This window comes from Undibacterium sp., assembly GCF_030683615.1.
In the GTDB taxonomy this organism is placed as follows: domain Bacteria; phylum Pseudomonadota; class Gammaproteobacteria; order Burkholderiales; family Burkholderiaceae_D; genus Undibacterium; species Undibacterium umbellatum.
The window spans coordinates 164,544-181,175 of record NZ_JAUXQE010000007.1 but is presented as its reverse complement, the minus strand read 5'-3'; the positions used below and the strand labels follow the sequence as shown (position 1 = coordinate 181,175).

The following is a 16,632-nucleotide window of genomic DNA, read 5'->3' as shown; positions in this document are numbered from 1 at the left end:
GTAGCTCATGAAGATTTTGCAAAGCTGGATAGCAGGTGTATGGACAGGTGCAGAACCTCAACAAGTCTTGCATAGCGCGATCGATGGCAGCGCGATTTATGCCAGCCATGCCGAAGCCCTGGACTTTGGCGCAGCGCTAACTTATGCAAGACAGGTCGGCCTGAAAAACTTGCTGGCACTGGACTTTCAGCAGCGCGCAGCCATCTTGCGCGCCCTGGCCAAATACCTGACTGAACACAAGGAAGAGCTTTACACCATTTCATCACACACCGGTGCAACGCGTAGCGATAGCTGGATAGATATAGAAGGCGGCGCAGGTACTGTTTTTGCCTACGCCAGCATAGGTACGAATGAATTCCCGTCCGGGAATGTGGTGCACGAAGGCCCTGCCATGCCATTGGGGAAACAGGGGCATTTTTCTGGCACCCACATCCTTGTGCCACGTCAGGGTGTCGCTGTGCATATCAATGCCTTCAATTTTCCAGTCTGGGGTTTGCTGGAAAAATTTGCACCCAGTTTTTTAGCTGGCATGCCATGCATCGTCAAACCGGCGACGGCGACCTCGTATCTGACCGAAGCACTGGCCAGGCGAATCCATGCCAGTGGCTTGCTACCCGAGGGCAGCTTGCAATTGATTATCGGTTCCACTGGCAATCTGCTTGATTTGCTGGAAGAAACCGATGTCGTCACCTTCACAGGTTCTGCTGCCACTGCGGCGCAACTGAAGGTGCATCCAAATATCGTGCGCCGTTCCATTCCCTTTAATGCCGAAGCTGATTCGCTGAATTGCGCGATACTCGGCCCGGATGTAGTCGCTGGTGATGACGAACTGGAACTGTATGTTAAGGAAGTGGTGCGTGAAATGACGGCTAAGGCTGGGCAAAAATGTACTGCCATACGCAGGGCCATGGTGCCCGCTGCACAACTGGATGTGGTGGCAGAAAAAATACGCGCGAGGCTGGAAAAAACCATCGTAGGTGACCCTCGGCTTGAAGGTGTGCGCATGGGGCCGCTGGCCAGTCGAGCGCAACAAAATGACGTACTTGCGAGCATCCAACAACTGTCAGCAGGCAATCAAATCATTTGTGGTGGTACTGTACCAGCGCAATTGCAGGGTGAGGGACTGGAGCAAGGGGCCTTCGTTTCGCCAACCCTGATTGTCTGCCGTCAACCTATGGAAAATTCAGCTGTGCACGAGATTGAAGCATTTGGCCCAGTGACGACTCTGATGCCTTACAAGGATATGCAAGAAGCCCTGACGCTGGCAGCAAAGGGCAACGGCAGTCTGGTGGCTACACTGGTCACCAAAGACCCGCACATCGCTGCCATGGCGATACCGCATATGGCGGCACGACATGGTCGTTTGATGATATTGAATGCCGAGTCAGCTCCAGAATCAACGGGTCATGGATCGCCCTTGCCACAATTGAAGCATGGCGGCCCAGGCCGCGCAGGTGGTGGCGAAGAACTGGGTGGTAGCCGCGCCGTCAAACATTATTTGCAAAGAACTGCTGTGCAGGGTTCGCCCACCATGCTGGCAGCAGTGACGGCTGAGCATGTACGAGGTGCTGCCGTGCTGGAATCCGACATCCATCCTTTCCGCCGCTATTTTGAAGACCTGCAGATCGGTATGTCCTTGCTGACCCACAGACGCACTGTCAGTGAAGCGGATATCGTTGCCTTCGGCGGCTTGTCCGGTGATTTTTTCTACATGCATTTTGATGAGATCGCTGCAAAAGAAAGCCCTTTCGGCAAGCGTATTGCACATGGCTATTTCGTGCTGTCGGCGGCAGCCGGTTTATTCGTGTCTCCCGCGCCTGGTCCTGTTCTGGCTAACTATGGCCTTGACACCCTGCGTTTTATCAAACCGGTAGGCATAGGCGACACCATCCGCGCACGCCTGACCTGCAAGCGCAAGATAGACAGACAGAAAAAAGATGCCAATGGCTTGGGGCAGGGTGTGGTGGCCTGGGATGTGGAAGTGACAAATCAGGAAAATGAACTGGTGGCGTCGTATGATATTTTGACCCTGGTTGCCAAAAAGTAGGGATGAAAGCGTTGTACGGATTTGATGTTGTTATCTAGAGTGCAATTTGTTTGTATTGTTGCATGCTAATTGACCCGTGCCTCTGGATAAGAAGTACGGGTTTTTATTCTGGCGACGCATTGTTTGTAAATATTGTTTAAAAGTAGTCAAAAGTAATGCCTGACCGATGGATAAACTTCAAATTTTCCAGTGATCTGATACTATTTCTTTAATACTGGAAATCTGAAAATAATCCAAACCCAACCCTGTTCATCCCATGGAAATGTTCGTTTCGAATGACGAAGTCAAGCAATGGGAATGCGAACTGCCTGGTTTGCAGGGCATGGAATTATTGCCTGCGCGATTGCGCCTCGCTTGGCATTTGCGCCAGCGTGATACATCGCGCGCGCTTTATCTGAGCGACGCTGCCGAGCAACTGCTGAATACTTGTTTCCCTGCTTATCCTGACACAAATTCTGGTAATGTAGAATTCAGGCTCATGCGCGCCAGGTTGGTACTGGTAAGAGCAGAGGCGGCATGGTTGTATGGTGAATTTGATAAATCAGAGCAACTCTCTGAACTGGCATTGCGGCTTGCCGCAAACGGTGACACTGTCGAAGCGGCCACCACGATGGCAGATGCGCACTATTTACTCGCTTGTATAGGCTTGCAAAAAGGCGAGGTGCCCGTTGTCGAATCTGAAATCAGTCTGGCTATACAGTTCGCCCGCCAGACAGGGGATGGCATGCGAGAGATTGTGGCCGAATCCTTGCTGGCAAATCAACAGGCATTGCGCAATTTACCCTTGGCAATGGAGCGTTGGGGAACAATCCTCAATCCTAATTGCCAGATCACTGATCCCGTTCACCGCAGTTATATCAATGAATTTCTGATTTATACCTATTCGCTGACTAGTGATTTTGGGCAGTCTGCTGCGCGCGGCATACAGGTATTTGAATTCGCCAAAAACTATGGTCAAAAGCGCCGTATGATTAGTGTCGCCAGCAATATAGGGGATGCATTCAACAGCTTGAGCGATCACCAGTCAGCCTTGCAATGGATACAGGAAGGGCTGGATTTGGCCAGGACAGCAGGCTGGCCCAACAGCATTGCCAGTTGTCTTATCCAAATGTCCGAGACTCTGCGTCGACTGGGGCGACTGGAAGCTGCCAAAGAGATGTTGGAAAATGCTTTGCCAATATTGGTGCATGTTGTTGGTTCGCGCGCGCATTTGCTGGCACTGCGCTATTTCGGGGATTTGTCCCTGAACATGGGGGATTATGCGGCGGCACAGAAAAGTTTCCAAGACTTGATTTTCTGGGCTGATAAAAAGAATCACCTGGATTTTCGTATAGGTTCACGTCGTGGTTATGCTGATGCCTTGTCCATGCAGGGGCAGGCCAAGGCGGCATTGGATGCCGCGCTCGAAGCACTTGCTCTGGCACGGCAAAGCACGGATAGTTACCGGCACATCGAAGTTTTACGGGTACTTGCGGCACTTTATATGCGCCACAGTTTGCCAGAGCCCGCAGAGATGCATGGTCTCAGTGCAGCTTTGCACTACTTGCGACAGGCGCTCGATATTGCCGAGAATATCAGTAACTTCAATGTGCCAGCGGAGTTGTACCAGGAAATTGCTGATGCCAATGCCGCTGCCCAGGACTTTCACCAGGCTTTTGAGTGTGCCAAGCTGGCCCTGGCGGCTCGAGAGAAAAATCATAACCGCGAAGCTGCCAATCGCTTGAATGCCATGCAGCTCAGCCAGCAGACTGAACGCATGAGGGCTGAAAGCGAACATCTACGTCAATTGGCTGCGGCTGAAGCGCAGCGTGCCGAAGTCTTGCAACAAACTAGTGTCGTACTGGAAAAACTGGGCACCATAGGCCAGGAAATCACGGCCAGCCTGGATGCCCCCGATGTATTCAAAGCGTTGAACAGGCATGTGCACGACTTATTGCATGTGACAGCCTTCGTCATTTACTTGATGAATGAAGATCAGCAAAGCATGACTTCTGCTTACGGTGTAGAAAACGGCATACCAATAAAACCTGATACGGTCTATATGGCAAGTGCGGTCTCCAATTCGGTTCGATGTGTCCGGGAGCGCCGTGAAATCGCCATCGAACTCGCGTCCGAAGATGAATTATTGCCGACCTTGATACCTGGTACGGAAATGGTGCAGAGCATGCTGTTTGCACCGCTGATTATCGGCGACCGCGTACTGGGCGCTATGACCATACAGTCGTCGCGCCAGCATGTGTATGGTGATAGGGAGAAGATGATTTTCCGTTCGCTCTGTGCCTATGGTGCGATTGCACTAGGAAATGCAGACGCCTATCTGCGTCTGCAAAAAACTCAGGAGCATTTACTTGCACAAGAAAAACTGGCCGCCCTGGGTTCCCTGGTAGCCGGTGTTGCGCACGAGCTCAATACACCGATAGGCAATTGCCTGCTGGTAGCCAGTACCTTACAGGACGGTAGTCGCTACTTGAGTAGCAAGCTGGCGGGACAAAACCTGCGGCGCTCTGATCTGAATAATTTCTGTGAAGAAGTCAAAACCTCCTCGGAAATACTGATGCGTGGTTTAAGTAGCGCAGCGACCCTGGTCAGCAGTTTCAAGCAGGTAGCAGTTGACCGCACATCAGAGCATAGGCGCAGTTTTGACTTGCGCCAGGTTCTGCACGACATCATCGCGACCCTGAACATACGCATCACTCAGACGGGACACAGCATGGAGCTGAATGTGCCGTACAATATTCATATGGATAGTTATCCTGGCTCTTTGGGGCAGGTAATCAGCAATCTGGTGGAAAATGCCATCCTGCATGCCTTTGACAAAAGGCAATCAGGGCAAATGAGTATCAATGCCTCACAATTGGATGGGCAGCGGGTATTGATTGTGTTCGGTGATAATGGTGTCGGCATACCCGAAGAAAATCAAAAGCGTATTTTTGATCCCTTTTTTACAACCAAGCTGGGGCAAGGGGGGAGTGGTCTGGGATTGAACATTTGCTACAACATTACTACTTCGATTTTGCATGGGCAGCTCAGTGTAAAAAGCAGCCTGGGGGCCGGAACTAGTTTCTATCTGGATTTACCGCTCGTCGTATAAATTAATCGTCCGGATTTGCAAAACAATAAGAATTGCAGAAAATGATATGCAAAAATCCAGATTTATATAAAAAGCAATCGTTTGAATTTGACACTTGTCAAGTGCCCTTTTTTTGTTGTACTTACTTGAAAATCTGATCGAATTCACCTATTGTGCAATGCACCAATAATAACAAGGTACACAATTGGCTAATCAACACACAAAAAGCGGCCTGGCAGGCTTGACTCTGGCTGCTGTCGGCATCGTCTACGGCGATATAGGTACTAGTCCTCTTTACACGATGAAAGAGGTATTTTCCAAGCAGCATGGACTTCCCCTGACTGAGGCGAATATTTTCGGCATCGTCTCTTTAATCGTATGGGGACTCATCATCATTGTCTCCCTCAAATACGTTACCCTGGTTCTCAGAGCAGACAATCGTGGTGAAGGCGGTATCATGGCCCTGACTGCACTCGCGCTGGAGTCGGTCAGTAAAAATTCACGCCTGTATTTCCCTTTGACCGTATTAGGCTTGTTCGGCGCGTCCCTGTTTTATGGCGATGGCGTGATTACCCCGGCCATGTCGGTATTGTCGGCAATGGAGGGGATAGAAGTTGCTACCCCCAGTTTTAAACCTATGGTTGTTCCGATTACCCTGATCGTATTGATTTGCTTATATGCAGTGCAAAGAAAAGGCACCGCCGGCATAGGCAAATTATTTGGCCCCATCATGATATTGTGGTTCAGCGTGCTGGCCATCATGGGCCTGTATAACATCCTGCGCATGCCAGCCATATTGGGCGCATTCAATCCCTGGCACGCCCTGGTATTTTTGAATGAACATCGCTGGGTTGCTTTCATTGCGCTCGGTGCTGTTGTGTTGGCCTTTACCGGGTCAGAGGCATTGTATGCTGATATGGGGCATTTTGGTTCCAAGCCTATACGTTCAGCCTGGTTCTTTATTGTCTTCCCATCGCTGACGTTAAATTACTTGGGGCAGGGTGCTTTGCTGGTCATGAATCCGGCTGCGGTAGAAAATCCATTTTATAATCAGCTGGGGGCCTGGAGTATCTATCCTCTGGTTATCCTGTCTACTACTGCAGCGGTGATTGCCTCGCAGTCGACAATATCTGGCACTTTCTCCATGACCAAGCAGGCAATTTCTCTTGGATTCTTGCCGCGCATGGAAATCGTTCATACCTCATCCAAAGAAATAGGTCAGATTTATATCCCTGTAGTTAACTGGGTGCAGTTGGCTGTCGTTGTTGGTGCGGTAATCGGTTTTGGCTCGTCATCGAATCTGGCATCGGCTTATGGTATCGCCAATACAGGTACCATGCTGGTAACCTCGATGCTAACCTTCTTTGTCATTCGTTATGGCTGGAAATACAATATTTATCTTTGTATTCTCGCTACGGGCTTTTTCCTGACAATTGATGTGACGCTTTTCTCGGCGAACGCATTGAAATTCTTCCATGGTGGCTATTTCCCTATCCTTCTGGGTCTGGTGATCTTTACCGTCATGCTGACCTGGAAGCGTGGCCGTGAACTGGTGTTTGATAATCTGAAAAAGCATGCGATTCCCCTGGAGGATTTCCTCGCTTCGCTGTTTGTATCGCCTCCTGTACGCGTTGCTGGCACTGCGGTGTTCCTGCGTGGCGAAGCAGATGGCGTGCCACATGCACTCTTGCATAATCTTTCGCATAACAAGATTTTGCACGAGCGTGTGATTTTCCTGACCTTGCATAACCGTGAAATTCCCTGGGTGCCTTTCTCAGAGAGAATCAAGGTGACTGATATGGGTAACGCCTGTTATCAGATTGATGTCTATTATGGCTTCAAGAATGAGCCTGACATTCCGAATGCACTTGCCTTGTGCGCACCATACGGCTTGGCGTTTGAACCCATGGAGACTTCTTACTTTATCTCCCGACAAACAATCATTTCCACTCCAGGTAGCGGTATGGCGGCATGGCGAGAAAGTCTTTTTGTTGCCATGTCACGCATCGCCCGTGATGCGGCTGACTTTTATCAAATCCCAAGCAATCGGGTCATTGAGGTGGGGGCGCAAGTGGAAATCTAAAAACTTGGCGCAGGTGCTTATCAAATCAAAATGCCTGTGCTATACTCTTGGTCTTTCGCGGCTGTAGCTCAGCTGGATAGAGTACTTGGCTACGAACCAAGGGGTCGTGGGTTCGATTCCTGCCAGCCGCACCAGATTTAAAGGGACTAGATGAAAATCTAGTCCCTTTTGTCTTTTTACCTTTGGCTTTTGAGGCGGGGTGAAGACTGATGATCCGTGTTGGTTTGAAGGTGGCTTTTAGTCAGGCTTAAAAATAATCTGGGGCTTGGGGCTTTTCATTTTCCCTGAGTCCAGCTATAATCTTGTTTTTCGCGGCTGTAGCTCAGCTGGATAGAGTACTTGGCTACGAACCAAGGGGTCGTGGGTTCGATTCCTGCCAGCCGCACCAGATTCAAGGGACTAGATGCAAATCTAGTCCCTTTTGTCTTTTTAGCGGCGGAATTATACTTATTGGATCTGTAGGACTTCTCTACTGCAGATCGTTAATCATCTTTTGGCTAGCAAGTTTCAGCTCTCTAGTATCAATTCCCGTATATTCCAGCCCACAGGGGCGTCCTGGTTAAGGGCGCTGCGTTTGACTGTTTGCTTGGGGGACTCTTCTGTCATTGATGAGATCAGGCGATGTAACTGGCTTGCGTCTGGCAAGACTGTACCCAGGAAAATCACTTGATCGCGATGCTGGATCAGGATGGTCGGAAAATTTTCTATATCCACTTCATCAACCAGATGCGCCTGGTCTTCTATGTCTATCCAGGCAAAGCATTTGTCTGGATGCTTGCTCATCAGATCATCAAAGGACGATCTGTAGAAATTGCAGGTGTCACACCAGGCGGCGCACAGACAGGCGATCAGCCAGTCTTTCTTTGCCAGGTCAGCCTTTACTGAGGAAATGTCTTCGGTATTCATTGTCGAGTTCATCATGCAATTTTAAACGAAGTGATGGTTCAGGGTGTAAGGTAAAGCAAAGACCCAGTCGTGAAACGGTTGGAACACGGTAAAATATGGGTATGACGAGAATTTTAGCAATTGAAACTTCCACGGAAGTCGCCACTGCAGCCATATTGGCTGACGGTGGGCTCTTTGTCCGCGAACTGAGTGGCGTACAAACACATTCCCAGGGCATTTTGCCGGCGATACAGGCCTTGCTTGTGGAGGCCGGAGTGCGCCTGCAGGATTGTGATGCCATCGCTTTTGGTTGCGGGCCAGGCGCTTTTACCGGAATACGTACAGCTTGCGGCATTGTGCAGGGCCTGGCCTACGGGGCTGATTTGCCAGTCGTGCCGGTGGTAAGTTTGCTGGCCATGGCTGAAGCAGCGCGCGAAGAGGTCACTGGCAATGAGTATGTCTGCATACTCGATGCGCGCATGAATGAAGTGTATTGGGCGCAATATTGCTATGACAAAACAGGGTGGACAGAGGTAAGTGCACCTGCTTTGGCAGGATTGGACGCGGCATTGGCTGCCATTGCCCTGGAGAATCCACTATTGGTGCTGGGGAATGGCCTGGTTTTGCCTGAAACTGTGCAGGCGAGATATCGAAGTTTTCCGTGCATGCCGCATGCAAAGCAGGTCGGCATACTCGGTCGTCTGGATTTCGCTGTTGGTCATGGTTTGCCCGCTGACCAGGCACAACCTCTGTACTTGCGTAATAAGATCGCCCTGACCACGGCTGAGCGTGAGCAAGTCAAACTTCAGGCTGGCAAAGCGGCAGGCTGATGGACCTGATTATGGAATTGAAATTAATCACACCACATTATTGCAAACTTGGCTTTGCCGATGTTGACCGTATGCTGCGCATAGAAGAGCAGGTGTACACTCATCCGTGGTCGCGCGGCAATTTTGCTGATTCTCTTTCCAGTGGCTATGAAGCTTATGGTTTCAGGAATGTCGAACTGGATTTGTTTGCCTACTTTGTCGTTATGCCGATACTTGATGAATTGCATCTGCTTAATTTTGCTGTGGACCTGTCATACCAAGGGCAAGGTTATGCAAAATTATTAATGGGCAAGTTGTTTGCCTACACCAATGAGCAAGCCTATTCTTCGATTTTGCTGGAGGTGAGGCGCAGCAATGTGCGTGCCATTTCTGTCTATGAGGGCGCAGGATTTGCGGCCATCGGAGTGCGTAAAGGGTATTACCCGGCGCACGATAATCAGCGCGAAGATGCAATAGTGATGCGGAGGACGCGTTGATGCAGACTTTTGATGCTTATAACAGTCAAAGGGCCTTGCACGAACTAGGCTTGGGCCCCTTGTGGTTATTGCGGGATGCCGAGCCAGTGCTGCCTCATGCCACTGTAGAAATTCAAACTGAGCCCGTCGCTGTACACGCTCCAGAGCCCGCAATAACAAATCTTGCGCCCGCTGTAAGTAAAGCCTGGTCAGAGCCTGAGGTAGTGCCGCCCAAGAACCTGCCAAAAGTCCAGCCTGTAGTGCAAGCTTTTGAGTGCATGCCGGAGCCAGGCGACTGGGTGCTGCCTGCAAATGAGATCGCGCAAATCGCTCAGGAGCCTGCGGTTGCCAGGCTGTCATGGGAGGCATTGCAGCCCATGGTGGAAAACTGTCGTCAGTGCGGTTTGTGTGAGGGAAGAAAAAAAGCCGTATTTGGCACAGGTGACAAACAGGCTAAATGGTTGTTTGTTGGTGAGGGGCCTGGCTATAACGAGAATCTGCAAGGTTTGCCTTTTGTTGGTGCAGCTGGGCAGTTGCTCGACAATATGCTCAAGTCGCTTGGTGTACCTCGCGGAGAGCAAAGCTATATCGCCAATATCGTTAAATGCCGTCCTACTGATGAACAAGGCAAGGACAGGCCACCAAGCGCAGATGAGATAGCTGCTTGCCTGCCATACTTGCACAGACAAATAGACTTGATCAAACCACAAATCATCGTGGCGCTTGGCAAAACTGCGGCAGTGTCCTTATTGGGCATGGATCTGGAAACGCCAGTGGGGCAATTGCGCGGCAAGGTGCATCAATTCAAGGGGGTGCCTGTAGTGGCGACCTACCATCCTGCCTATCTCTTGCGTAAACCAGCAGACAAGGCCAAAGCCTGGGCAGATTTGTGTCTGGCCATCAAAGCACTGCCAGCAAGTTGACGTACATGGAGAGCGCACAAATTGCATTTCATCGGCAGTGGCAGCATCTCCATAACCCGCATGTAAGGGTGCTGGCATGGATGTTGACTGCGCCGGGTTTGCTGGATGAGCATGATCCTCTCTGGCACGGTACGCTCGCAACGGCAGCTTACACAAATAGGCAGGCTGTGCCGGATTGGCTGGCTGAGCTTGATCGCGATCCTGCTCCCTTGCTCCTTCTGTTACAGCAACATCCTTCACGCCGCCTGGGTCTGTATGCAGAACGGCTCTATGGATTCTATCTGCGTGTCCATGGCTTGCTGTATGCACATGGCTTGCAGGTGCATAACAAGGGTGCCAGTACGATAGGTGAATTTGATTTTCTATTGCAGACTGCAACTGGCTTGCAACATCTGGAACTGGCGACAAAATTCTATTTGTATCATGGTGATGTAGCGACACCACCGGATTTGTATGACTATCTCGGCCCTAATCTGGCAGACAGTCTGGGTGCGAAGTTGCACAAGATCATAGACCAGCAATTGCAGTTATCCAGGCATCCATTAGCGCAACAAGTCTTGCCGCAAGCTGTGCAAAGTGCGCAGGCATTGGTCTTGGGCTGGTTGTTCTATCGTGATGAAGAAATAGTTGATACCTTCATTCATGTGCATGGCCATCTGGCTGGTTTGGCGCAGGATCATTACCGTGGTGCGATATGGACGCAATCAGAAGTGCGAGCGCTAGACTTTGAGCATGCCTTGCTATTGGATAGGCTGGATTGGCTGGCTCCTGCACAGGTAGGCGAGGGTACAACGCAAGATAAAGATACTATCCTCAATAGCATGCAGGCTTATATTGCCAGCGCCAATACACCGCTCATGCTGGCGCTGATGCAGGAAGATCAGCATGGTCTGGCAGTGATGCAAGAATACCGCCGGGGTATGGTGCTGCCGGATGACTGGTTTGTGCGTGCGGACGCTGTCAAGGTCAAGCGCGCACAATAAGACCTCGCGTGTGTCTCGAAAAGAGCGACTCATCGACGCCGCCCACTGTTCAATGCTTGTGTTCGCCTATCAATGCCAGTGAGTCATGTTCGCGCTGATTGGCAGCGTGCTTGCGCATGACGCCATAAATGGTGCTGGACACAAACAGGCCAAACAGCACGATAATCACCATGATGTCTATCTCTAGGGTATTCAGTAAGGTATAGATGGCCAGCATGGTCAGAACAGACAGATTCTCGTTGAAATTCTGGACGGAAATCGAATGTCCTGCGCTCATCAGCACGTGACCGCGATGCTGTAGCAGGGCATTCATAGGGACCACAAAGAATCCAGCCAAAGCGCCAACCAGGATCAGCAATGGGTAAGCAACCCAGAGCGAGTGCACAAAAATCATTGTGATGACCACCAGACCCATGGCGACACCCAGTGGCATGACATTCAGGGATTTTTTCAAGGGTACATAACGGGCTGCGGCGACTGCACCCACGGCTACACCGATAGCGACCACACCTTGCAGGATTGCAGCCTTGTCCAGCGTCATGTGCAGAGATTTTTCTGCCCATTTTAGTACGATAAATTGCAGGGTTGCCGCCGTGCCCCATAGCAGAGTAGTAACACCCAGGGTGATTTGACCCAGTTTATCTTTCCACAGGATGGTTACGCATTCTGCAAATTCAGTGACCAGTTTGATGGGGTTGCGCTGCTGATGCTTGTAGCGTGCACCTGTATCAGGGATGCGCATATTGAATAACGCTGCCGCTGCATAGCAGGCGGTGATCACGCAAAGAGCTGCTTCTGATGGTGTAGTGATATTAAAGTCGATCAAGGGGAAATCAAAGCCGATGAGTGTCTTAGACACGTCGGAGTTCACCAGTGCACCACCAAGTACCGTGCCAAAGATAATGGAGGATACGGTCAACCCCTCTATCCAGCCATTGGCAGCAACCAGCTTTTCTGGTGGCAACAGCTCGGTGAGGATGCCATATTTGGCAGGTGAGTAAGCAGCAGCGCCAAAGCCGACGACGGCATAGGCGATCAAGGGATGTACATCAAAAAACATCAGGGCGCAGCCGAAGACTTTGATCATGTTTGTGATGAGCATGACCTTGCCCTTGGGAAGGGAATCGGCAAAGGCACCAACAAACGGCGCCAGCAAGACGTAAGACAAAACAAAAAATAACTTTAAGAGGGGTGACATCCAATCTGGGGATTGCATGAATGTCAACAGTGCCATCGCGGCTATTAGTAAGGCATTGTCGGCCAGCGAAGAAAAAAACTGCGCCGCCATGATCGTGTAAAAACCGCTCTTCATGCTTTATTCATGTTCTATGTCTACCTGCTACGAAATGTCTCTGGCAGCTTTATACCATGAAAATTGTGGCGAATTAGTGAAATAAGGCAAGCTATTTGCTGAATACTGGTTAAAATATCAGTGTTTTCTGCCGGGCGTATCGATGCGAGCAGAAGTTGTAAACCCTGCAAATTTCTCTGGTCTGAACATGGCAAAAGCAAAAACCAATTTTACCTGCACCGAATGTGGTGGTATTGTTAATAAATGGGCTGGGCAGTGCCCCGCTTGTGGGCAGTGGAATACGCTCGTCGAAACCATCGTCGAATCAGTCGGTAATCGTTTTAGTGTCAAACCCCAGGGGCTGGCACAATCCGCCCCAGTGTTGAACCTGGCTGAAATCGAGGCGCTCGATGTACCGCGTTTTGGTACAGGCATAGATGAATTTGACCGCGTGCTTGGTGGTGGGCTGGTCGCTGGTGGCGTCGTGCTGATCGGTGGTGACCCAGGTATTGGTAAGTCGACATTGCTATTGCAGGCCTTGGCCAACCTTGCGCGTATTAAAAAAGTCTTGTACGTCAGTGGCGAAGAGTCCGGTGCACAGATTGCGCTGCGCGCCAAGCGCTTGTCGCTGGACGCCAAGGACTTGCAATTGCAGGCTGAGATACAACTGGAAAAAATCCTGAATACATTGGCTGAACATAAGCCACAGGTCGTGGTCATTGATTCTATCCAGACCATGTACTCTGACGCCCTTAGTTCAGCGCCTGGTTCAGTCGCTCAAGTGCGTGAATGCGCAGCCCAGTTGACGCGCGTTGCCAAGACTATGGATATCACCATGATCCTGGTTGGGCATGTCACCAAAGAAGGTGCCTTGGCAGGCCCACGTGTGCTGGAACATATCGTCGATACGGTCTTGTATTTTGAAGGCGATACCCATTCCAGCTTCCGTCTGGTGCGCGCTATAAAAAACCGTTTTGGTGCGGTCAATGAGCTGGGTGTATTTGCCATGACTGAAAAAGGTTTGAAAGGTGTATCCAATCCTTCCGCCTTATTCCTGTCGCAACATGACACCCAGGTGGCCGGCTCCTGTGTCATGGTCACGCAAGAGGGTACGCGGCCCTTGTTGGTAGAGATACAGGCGCTGGTCGACAGTTCGCACGCACCCAATGCGCGCCGTTTGTCGGTAGGTCTGGAGCAAAATCGCCTGGCCATGCTGCTCGCTGTGTTGCACAGGCATGCGGGCGTGGCAGCCTTTGATCAGGATGTTTTTATCAATGCTGTTGGAGGCGTCAAGATTGCCGAACCAGCGGCCGATCTGGCCGTGCTGTTGGCGATTAACTCTTCCATGCGAAATAAACCCTTGCCGCGCGGCCTGGTGGTATTTGGCGAGGTTGGTTTGGCTGGTGAGATACGTCCGGCACCACGGGGGCAAGAACGCTTACGCGAAGCCGCCAAGCTAGGGTTTTCCATCGCCATGATCCCGAAATCGAACGCGCCGAAACAAAAAATCGAAGGACTGACCATTATAGGCGTGGACAGGATAGAAGAAGCCTTATCCAGAATCCGCGATGTTGATAGCGAAATTCAGGATTAGTTTTTTGCTGCTTTCAAGTCTTTGATGATAGCCTGGCTGGCTGCGATACCACTGCGAACTGCGCCTTCCAGGGTGGCCGGATAGTCGCCCTTGGTATAGTCGCCTGCCAGATACAGGCCAGGATAGGCAGTAAGATTGTCTGGCCTGTGCAAACCGGGCGCGCAACTGAAGGTGGCGCGCTTTTCCGAGATGCATTGATGCCATATCGGCTGCGCCAGTTCTGGCATGCCCAGGCTTTGTGCCAACTGCGCTGCAATATCCATGGCCAGTTCATGCTTGTCAATTTCAGTTGCTGCTTGCGACACACTCACGACCACTGCCAGCAATCCAGCCTGATCGGTGTGCAACTGGCCACGGTCAAATACATATTGTCCCCATTTTTTTTGCCCGGCATCGTCGAGCAAAGCCAGCATGGGGCGCGGCAGTCGCACGTTCTGCGCATATTGCAAATAACAGGTAGTAATGGGTTCGTAACTCATTGCCGGCAATGGCACTGCCTGGTCTGTGGCTGGCAATGTAGACAGTAATCTGTCTGCATTGGCGAAATCGCATGCCAGTATCACAGCGTCATAGTTGGCTACATTGCTTGCTTCAGCCTGTTTTAATTCCAATTGCCATTTGCCATGTTCGCTTTGCTGCAAACCAGTGACGGTATGTGCAGTCGAAACTTGCCCTCCATGAACACGTACGAATTCAGCCGCTTTTTCTGGCAAGATGCTGCTCAGGTCCAGGCGGGGTATCAGCATGTCAGAAGCTGCACGTCTAGCTCCCAGGCTATCACGCAAGACATTCAAAAATACCTGGGCTGATGCTCGCTCTGGTGGTGTATTCAGGGCAGCAATGCAAAGAGGTATCCACATCAGGCGACATAAGCGGGGCGTTTGATCAAAGCGCTCCAGTAATTCTATGACGCTGCAATCTTCATTCAAGCGCCAGCCCATCCAGCGTGCGGTCGAAGAAAACCTGGCGAGCGCCATTTTGTCAGCGAAGCTCAGGCCAGCGGAGCTAATTAGTGCCAGCAATAAATGTAGTGGTGCAGGCAAGCGCGGGGTGATAAATGACATGCCATCTTCCAGCGCTGGATAGACCATTTGCAGCGGCAGGTTCAACAAGGCAGTTTGCGTATCGACGCCAACCAGTCGCATCAGGCGCAAACTCTCGGTATAGGCACCCAGCAAAATATGCTGGCCATTGTCGAGTTCGTGTCCATGCACCGTAACGCCACGGGCGCGACCACCCAGATTGCGGCTGGATTCGAGTAAAGTGACAAGCGCACCTTGTTGTACCAGTTCGCACGCAGCCGCGCAACCAGCCCAGCCAGCGCCGATGACTGCAACAGACTGATTTTTCAGCGCATCTCTTTTAGCCACGGACGTAAGTTTTCCAGGCCAGCCAGAGTTTGCGTATGGGTGTCAACGAGATACGCTGATTCAGTACATGGAAACCATCGCGCTGTATCTCTACCAGCAGGGCACGATAGATCGCTGCCATGATCAAGCCTGTTCTTTGTGCCTTGCGGTCTTCAGGCGGCAGCAGGGCAAAGGCATCTTCATACAGTTTTTGCGCACGCTCATACTGGAATTGCATCAGAGTCTCAAATTGCGTGCTGTGGCGTGCATTCAGAATATCGGCCGCAGTGACATTAAATTGCTGTAATTCGTTCACGGGCAGGTAAATCCTGCCTTTGCGCGCATCTTCACCGACATCGCGGATGATATTGGTCATCTGGAAGGCCAGTCCCAGTTTTTCGGCAAATTCGCGGGTTTGCGGATTGGTGATGCCAAAAATACTGGCCGACAAAATACCGACGACGCCAGCGACATGCCAGCAATACTTTTGCAGGGCGTTGAAGTCGAGATAGCGGGTCTGGTTGAGGTCCATTTCCATGCCATCGATAATCGCCTGCAGGTGAGCGCCATCAAGCTGATAATCTGCCATGTGCGGCAGCAAAGCCTTCGTCACGGGATGTGTGGGCTGGTTCGCTAGCATGGCCTGGACTTCCTTGCGCCACCACCCGAGCTTGCTACGGGCCACCATATCATCCGTGCTTTCATCCACAACGTCATCGACTTCACGGCAAAATGCATACAGCGCGGTAATTGCCCGCCTTCTGGCTTGGGGCAAAAACAGGAAACTATAGTAAAAACTGGAGCCACTTTGTGCAGCTTTTTGCTGGCAATATTCGTCTGGAGACATGCGTGATTTTGTAATAAGTGGCGGCAGAGAAAGCCAAAAAAGTGGCTATGTTAACAAACTGTGGCGCTGCCCACAAATATCATGCGCAGTTTTTATCAGTAAGGGACTCACCTAAAGAGATGTTTGTCGCAGTTTACATGGAAAATATGAATTTATTATTAACTGATACAGTTCAGCGACATATTCATACATGATTTTATGTAGATTAGCGTGATCTTAGGGTAATTAATGAGATTTCCTGATTTTGCGAGGACCTGAAACATCGGAAAGGGATG

12 protein-coding genes and 2 tRNA genes are annotated in these 16,632 nt (G+C 50.8%); 10 read left to right on the top strand and 4 right to left on the bottom strand.

Annotated features, from left to right (window positions below):
• Positions 1–7: 7 nt before the first annotated feature.
• From paaZ to Q8K39_RS04900, 5 genes are all read left to right on the top strand, one after another.
• Positions 8–2,047 carry a phenylacetic acid degradation bifunctional protein PaaZ gene (gene paaZ / locus Q8K39_RS04920; protein ID WP_305258528.1) on the top strand — a complete coding sequence of 680 codons (2,040 nt, stop codon included), beginning with the start codon at positions 8–10 and terminating at the stop codon, positions 2,045–2,047.
• Between the two features lie 256 nt (positions 2,048–2,303).
• Positions 2,304–5,138, top strand: coding sequence for an ATP-binding protein (locus Q8K39_RS04915; protein WP_305258527.1), 2,835 nt, complete (start codon positions 2,304–2,306; stop codon positions 5,136–5,138).
• 184 nt (positions 5,139–5,322) lie between these two features.
• A complete protein-coding gene (locus Q8K39_RS04910) occupies positions 5,323–7,200 on the top strand; it encodes a potassium transporter Kup (protein WP_305258526.1) in 1,878 nt (625 codons plus the stop codon).
• Between the two features lie 57 nt (positions 7,201–7,257).
• Positions 7,258–7,334: transfer RNA gene (locus Q8K39_RS04905), tRNA-Arg, on the top strand.
• Between the two features lie 177 nt (positions 7,335–7,511).
• Positions 7,512–7,588, top strand: a tRNA-Arg gene (locus Q8K39_RS04900).
• A 119-nt stretch (positions 7,589–7,707) separates the two neighbouring features.
• Here Q8K39_RS04900 and Q8K39_RS04895 read toward each other — a convergent pair.
• Positions 7,708–8,106 (bottom strand): thioredoxin family protein, encoded by a 399-nt coding sequence (locus Q8K39_RS04895; protein ID WP_305258525.1) that lies wholly within the window; start codon positions 8,104–8,106, stop codon positions 7,708–7,710.
• A 101-nt stretch (positions 8,107–8,207) separates the two neighbouring features.
• On the opposite strand from Q8K39_RS04895, the gene tsaB reads away from it, so the two are divergent.
• The 4 genes from tsaB to Q8K39_RS04875 are packed head-to-tail and all read left to right on the top strand — an operon-like array spanning position 8,208 to position 11,276.
• Positions 8,208–8,915 carry a tRNA (adenosine(37)-N6)-threonylcarbamoyltransferase complex dimerization subunit type 1 TsaB gene (gene tsaB, locus Q8K39_RS04890; protein WP_305258524.1) on the top strand — a complete coding sequence of 236 codons (708 nt, stop codon included), beginning with the start codon at positions 8,208–8,210 and terminating at the stop codon, positions 8,913–8,915.
• 11 nt (positions 8,916–8,926) lie between these two features.
• Positions 8,927–9,391: a ribosomal protein S18-alanine N-acetyltransferase gene (gene rimI / locus Q8K39_RS04885; RefSeq protein WP_186955515.1), complete on the top strand. Its 465-nt coding sequence runs from the start codon at positions 8,927–8,929 to the stop codon at positions 9,389–9,391.
• The gene (locus Q8K39_RS04880; protein ID WP_305258523.1) at positions 9,391–10,293 is read left to right on the top strand and encodes a uracil-DNA glycosylase family protein; all 903 of its coding nucleotides are present in this window, start codon (positions 9,391–9,393) and stop codon (positions 10,291–10,293) included. The genes rimI and Q8K39_RS04880 overlap by 1 nt, the downstream gene beginning before the upstream one ends.
• Positions 10,260–11,276, top strand: a complete 1,017-nt coding sequence (locus Q8K39_RS04875; protein WP_305258522.1) for a DUF1853 family protein — start codon at positions 10,260–10,262, stop codon at positions 11,274–11,276. Before Q8K39_RS04880 ends, Q8K39_RS04875 begins: the two co-directional genes overlap by 34 nt.
• Positions 11,277–11,325: 49 nt before the next feature.
• Here Q8K39_RS04875 and lplT read toward each other — a convergent pair whose 3' ends face one another.
• A complete protein-coding gene (gene lplT, locus Q8K39_RS04870; RefSeq protein WP_305258521.1) occupies positions 11,326–12,588 on the bottom strand; it encodes a lysophospholipid transporter LplT in 1,263 nt (420 codons plus the stop codon).
• Between the two features lie 187 nt (positions 12,589–12,775).
• Between lplT and radA the strand changes: the two genes are divergently transcribed.
• Positions 12,776–14,161, top strand: coding sequence for a DNA repair protein RadA (gene radA, locus Q8K39_RS04865; protein WP_186955511.1), 1,386 nt, complete (start codon positions 12,776–12,778; stop codon positions 14,159–14,161).
• Here radA and hpnE read toward each other — a convergent pair.
• Both hpnE and hpnD read right to left on the bottom strand, forming a co-directional pair.
• A complete protein-coding gene (hpnE, locus tag Q8K39_RS04860; RefSeq protein ID WP_305258520.1) occupies positions 14,158–15,531 on the bottom strand; it encodes a hydroxysqualene dehydroxylase HpnE in 1,374 nt (457 codons plus the stop codon). The two genes, radA and hpnE, sit on opposite strands and share 4 nt — an antisense overlap.
• Positions 15,524–16,357: a presqualene diphosphate synthase HpnD gene (hpnD, locus tag Q8K39_RS04855; RefSeq protein ID WP_186955509.1), complete on the bottom strand. Its 834-nt coding sequence runs from the start codon at positions 16,355–16,357 to the stop codon at positions 15,524–15,526. Before hpnD ends, hpnE begins: the two co-directional genes overlap by 8 nt.
• Between the last annotated feature and the right edge of the window lie 275 nt (positions 16,358–16,632).

Bases quoted from the DNA above. Each gene is read 5' to 3' on its own strand.
- rimI (WP_186955515.1), top strand. From the start codon at position 8,927: ATGGAATTGAAATTAATCACACCACATTATTGCAAACTTGGCTTTGCC.
- tsaB (WP_305258524.1), top strand. From the start codon at position 8,208: ATGACGAGAATTTTAGCAATTGAAACTTCCACGGAAGTCGCCACTGCA.
- Q8K39_RS04895 (WP_305258525.1), bottom strand. From the start codon at position 8,106: ATGAATACCGAAGACATTTCCTCAGTAAAGGCTGACCTGGCAAAGAAA.
- lplT (WP_305258521.1), bottom strand. From the start codon at position 12,588: ATGAAGAGCGGTTTTTACACGATCATGGCGGCGCAGTTTTTTTCTTCG.
- Q8K39_RS04915 (WP_305258527.1), top strand. From the start codon at position 2,304: ATGGAAATGTTCGTTTCGAATGACGAAGTCAAGCAATGGGAATGCGAA.
- Q8K39_RS04880 (WP_305258523.1), top strand. From the start codon at position 9,391: ATGCAGACTTTTGATGCTTATAACAGTCAAAGGGCCTTGCACGAACTA.
- paaZ (WP_305258528.1), top strand. From the start codon at position 8: ATGAAGATTTTGCAAAGCTGGATAGCAGGTGTATGGACAGGTGCAGAA.
- hpnD (WP_186955509.1), bottom strand. From the start codon at position 16,357: ATGTCTCCAGACGAATATTGCCAGCAAAAAGCTGCACAAAGTGGCTCC.
- radA (WP_186955511.1), top strand. From the start codon at position 12,776: ATGGCAAAAGCAAAAACCAATTTTACCTGCACCGAATGTGGTGGTATT.